Origin of the sequence: Pseudomonas agronomica (genome assembly GCF_025917275.1) — a bacterium.
GTDB classification, from domain to species: Bacteria; Pseudomonadota; Gammaproteobacteria; order Pseudomonadales; family Pseudomonadaceae; genus Aquipseudomonas; species Aquipseudomonas agronomica.
Map to the genome: position 1 here is coordinate 1 of NZ_JAOSHO010000431.1, position 4,268 is coordinate 4,268.

Genomic DNA, 4,268 nt, shown 5'->3' on the forward strand with positions numbered 1-4,268 from the left:
ATCGCGAGCAAGCTCGCTCCCACAAGGTCTAGTAACCGACCAAGTAACCGACCAAAAATGCCCGCATCTTTCGATGCGGGCATTTTTTTCTTCTCAGGAACAGCGTCTCGCTAATACTCACTGATCATCAAAATACCGCTCATGCCAGTCCACCAGCGGCTGCGGCGAGTTGAGTTTCTGGCCGTAGATGACCGAATAGGACAGCACGTTCTGCACGTACTGGCGGGTTTCGTCGAAGGGAATGCTTTCGACCCAGACATCGAAGCTCAGATGGTCCGCGCCGCGCAACCATTGGCGCACGCGGCCAGGCCCGGCGTTATACGCGGCGGAGGCGAGGACGCGGTTACCGTTGAATTGACTGTGAACCTGGCTCAGGTAGGCCGCGCCAAGCTGGATGTTCTTGTCCGGGTTGAGCACTTGCTGGGGCGATGCCAGGGGGATGTTGAACTTGCGTGCGGTCTCCTTGGCGGTGCCGGGCATCAATTGCATGAGGCCGCTGGCACCGACACCGGAGCGGGCGTCGTCCATGAAAGCGCTTTCCTGCCGGGTGATGGCGAACGCCCAGCTCGGATGCAAGCCGCGGATCTTGGCTTCGCGCACCAGCGTGTCGCGGTGGGCCATCGGGAAGCGGATGTCCAGGTCGTCCCAATACTTGGCCTGGCTGATGGTGCGGATGGCCGGGAAATACCATTTCAAATCGTAGGCCAGTTTTGCCTGGGCGACCATTTCGTCCCGGTTGAAATGCCGGCTGACGTGATACCACTCGCGACGCCCATCGACGATGTCGCCCCGGGCGTGAAACTCCAGCGCTCGGCGGACGCCTGGCGTATTGCGCACCTTGTTGATCAGCGCCTGGCTCATGACCAGCGGCTTGTTGGTCAGTGAATAGGGTGACTGGGAGCGGTCGGCGGCCAGGAACCCATAGAAGTCCCGTTCGCGGGCCAAGTGCTTGTAGAGCGTCAGCGCTTCGGGGTTCTGCGGCTGCGCCAGTTCCAGGCTGCGGGCCTGCCAGTAGCGCCAGCGATTGGTACTGGCCAGCGATTCGGGCAGGCGACGGGTCAGTTGATAGGCATCGTCCCAGCGGGCCAGGCGCAACAAGAGGCGCAAGCGCCATTCCGACACGGTGTCGTCCCGCAGTTCCGGGTCGTATTGGGTCATGACGTCCAGGGCGCGACTGTCGAAGCGCTTGGCCAGGGTCAGGCCGATTTCCCGAGCGATGGCGACTTTCTCGTCCCGGGAGAAGCGCATGGTGCTGGCGTAGCCGTCCAGCAGCGTCATGGCTTTTTCCGGATCCTGGCGCGCCAGGCGACGCAGGCCGAGGCTGACGATGTCGGACATCGGCTCATCGGCGGGCGTGAAGCGAGAAGGCTGGTTGAGCAACTCGGGCTTCTGCGCGACGTCGACCAGCAGTTTGCCGCGAGGGGCCAGGGTGGTCAGGCCGCTGACCAGACTGTTGGCCAAGGGGTAATTGCGCGCCTGGGCGGCCAGCTTGGTTCGCTCCCAACGTTTCTGCTCGGTCAGTTGGCCTTGGGCCGCCCACACGCCAAACAGCGCATCGCAGGTGGCGGGCTGGGATTTGCCGCTGAGCCAGAGTTTTTCCGTGTTGGCGTAGCCTTCGGCCTTCTGCCCGTGCTCGAGCTGGTACTGGGCGTTGAGGCAGTCCAGTTCGGTGAAGTTGAGCTTGGGGTCGTAGTATTTGACGAAGGTCGCCCAGTCGCCACGCTCGGCCAGCCAGCGCAACCAGCGCAGCTTCATCCAGTTGGCCTGGGGCAGGTCGCCATGCTCGGCGAGGAATTTCTCGATTTCGGGATTGCTCGCGCTCTTGAGGCGAGCAGTCAGTTCGTCATAGGCCAGGTACGGCTCCAGCGGATAATCGTGCAGGGCCTGGCTGTAGCGAAAATACGGGCCTGTATCACCCTTGGCCAAGGCACGCTTGGCTTCATCGTAGTACTGACGCTGGGTGGAGATATCCACCGCCTGGGCGGTTTGAACGGCAGTGGCACACACAAACAAACAAGATAAGACACTAAAAAGGCGACTGCGCATGATACGTCCGGGCAGAAAAAACATGACAAGCCCAAGGGGAAACCGAGGGTAACTGGCTGTAGCTTAGCCTTTTGCCAGCAACCGGCGAAAGCTTTGCGGGGCCGTTGGCAAAAGTTCGCAACATTTGGTGTGCAGAGTGCTTGGGCGACGAAATTGACGGACCTTTGAGGTCTCTTCTCAGGTAGAATGCGCGCCCGGTTTTTGGAGAAGCTCATGACCCTGCTCAAATTCAGCGATGTGTCCCTTGCTTTCGGCGCGATGCCGTTGTTGGACAAGGTGTCCTGGCAGATCGCCCGTGGAGAGCGGGTGTGCATCATCGGCCGCAACGGCACTGGCAAGTCCAGCATGATGAAGCTGGTCAAGGGCGACCAGAAGCCCGATGACGGTTCTGTCTGGCGCGCGCCCGGGCTGAAAATCGGCGAATTGCCCCAGGAACTGCCGGTGGCCGACGAGCGGACCGTGTTCGACGTGGTCGCCGAAGGCCTGGATGGCGTTGGCGCGTTGTTGGCCGAATATCATCACCTGAGCCAGAATATCGTCACCGATGCCGACCTGGACAAATTGATGCATGTCCAGCACGACCTCGAAGCCCGCGATGGCTGGCGCCTGCAGCAATTGGTCGACAGCACGCTGAGCCGTTTGCAACTGCCTGCCGACAAGACCCTGGCGGAGCTGTCCGGTGGCTGGCGTCGTCGCGTCCTGCTGGCGCAGGCCCTGGTGTCCGAGCCGGATCTTTTGCTGCTCGACGAACCGACCAACCACCTGGACATCGGCGCCATCGCCTGGCTTGAAGAAGCCTTGAAAGACTTCCAGGGGGCGGTGCTGTTCATCACCCACGACCGTTCCTTCCTGCAGAACCTGGCAACCCGCATCCTCGAACTGGATCGTGGCGGCCTGATCGACTGGAACGGCGACTACGCCAGTTTCCTGGTGCACAAGGAAGCGGCGCTGGCAGCGGAAGAAACCGCCAATGCGTTGTTCGACAAGCGCCTGGCCCAGGAAGAAGTCTGGATCCGCCAGGGCATCAAGGCCCGACGCACCCGCAACGAAGGTCGCGTGCGTGCCCTCAAGGCTCTGCGCGTCGAGCGCAGTGAACGTCGTGAGCGCACCGGCAAGGCCAATATCCAGTTGGAAACGGCAGATAAATCCGGCAAGCAGGTCATGGTGCTGGAGAACGTCAGCTTCGCTCACCCGGACGGCCCGTTCCTGATCAAGGACTTCTCCATGGTCCTGCAGCGCGGCGACCGGATCGGCTTGCTCGGTGCCAACGGTACCGGCAAGACCACGTTGCTCAAGCTGATGCTTGGCGGCCTGGTGCCGACCAGCGGCAAAGTGGAAGAGGGGACGAAGATCGACGTCGCCTATTTTGACCAGTTGCGCCATCAGTTGGACCTGGAAAAAACCGTGATCGACAACGTGGCCGAAGGCCGCGACTTCATCGAGATCGACGGCCAGAGCCGCCACGTATTGAGTTATCTCGGCGATTTCCTGTTCAGCCCCCAGCGTGCCCGTACGCCGGTCAAGGCGCTGTCGGGTGGTGAGCGCGCCCGTCTGTTGCTGGCCAAGCTGTTCAGCAAGCCAGCGAACCTGCTGGTACTCGACGAACCGACCAACGACCTAGACGTGGAAACCCTCGAGCTGCTGGAGGAGGTGCTGTTGACCTTCAACGGCACCGTGCTGATGGTCAGTCACGACCGGGCATTCCTCGACAACGTGGTCACCAGCACCCTGGTGTTCGAAGGTGAAGGGCTGGTTCGCGAATATGTCGGCGGCTATCAGGATTGGCTGCGCCAGGGCGGCTCGCCGCGCCTGCTGGGCGTGACGGAGAGCAAGTCGGGCAAGGCCGACCTGAATTCGGCGGTCGTCAAGGCCGAGCCGGCGCCGGTTGCCGCCGCCGCGCCGGCCCCGGCGAAGAAAAAGCTTAGCTACAAGCTGCAACGTGAGCTCGAAGCCCTGCCAGGCGATATCGACGCGAAGGAGCAGCAGATTGCCGCGGTGGAGGCCGAGATGGCTGACGCCGGCTTCTACCAACGCCCAGCGGCCGAGACCGCCAAGGTGATAGCGCATCTGGAGCAGCTGCAGGCTGAGCTGGATGTGTTGGTCGAGCGTTGGGCTGAGTTGGACGCATGATCCATTGTTGAGAAGATTCCCGGCATTCAGCAATGAGCGCCGGGATTTTTGTTTGTAACGCAATCCTTTGTGGGAGCGAGCTTGCTCGCGAT

General features: G+C 61.6%; 2 protein-coding genes. One reads left to right on the forward strand and one right to left on the reverse strand.

The features are described 5' to 3' along the window. Window positions 1-117 precede the first annotated feature (117 nt). Complete coding sequence (locus tag OC610_RS22095; protein WP_264430769.1) at window positions 118-2,046, reverse strand: transglycosylase SLT domain-containing protein; 1,929 nt, start codon at window positions 2,044-2,046, stop codon at window positions 118-120. A 213-nt stretch (window positions 2,047-2,259) separates the two neighbouring features. On the opposite strand from OC610_RS22095, the gene OC610_RS22100 reads away from it, so the two are divergent. Next, a complete protein-coding gene (locus OC610_RS22100) occupies window positions 2,260-4,176 on the forward strand; it encodes an ATP-binding cassette domain-containing protein (protein WP_264430772.1) in 1,917 nt (638 codons plus the stop codon). Window positions 4,177-4,268: the final 92 nt, after the last annotated feature.

Coding starts and splice junctions, on each gene's coding strand:
- OC610_RS22095 (WP_264430769.1), bottom strand. CDS start 2,046: ATGCGCAGTCGCCTTTTTAGTGTCTTATCTTGTTTGTTTGTGTGTGCC.
- OC610_RS22100 (WP_264430772.1), top strand. CDS start 2,260: ATGACCCTGCTCAAATTCAGCGATGTGTCCCTTGCTTTCGGCGCGATG.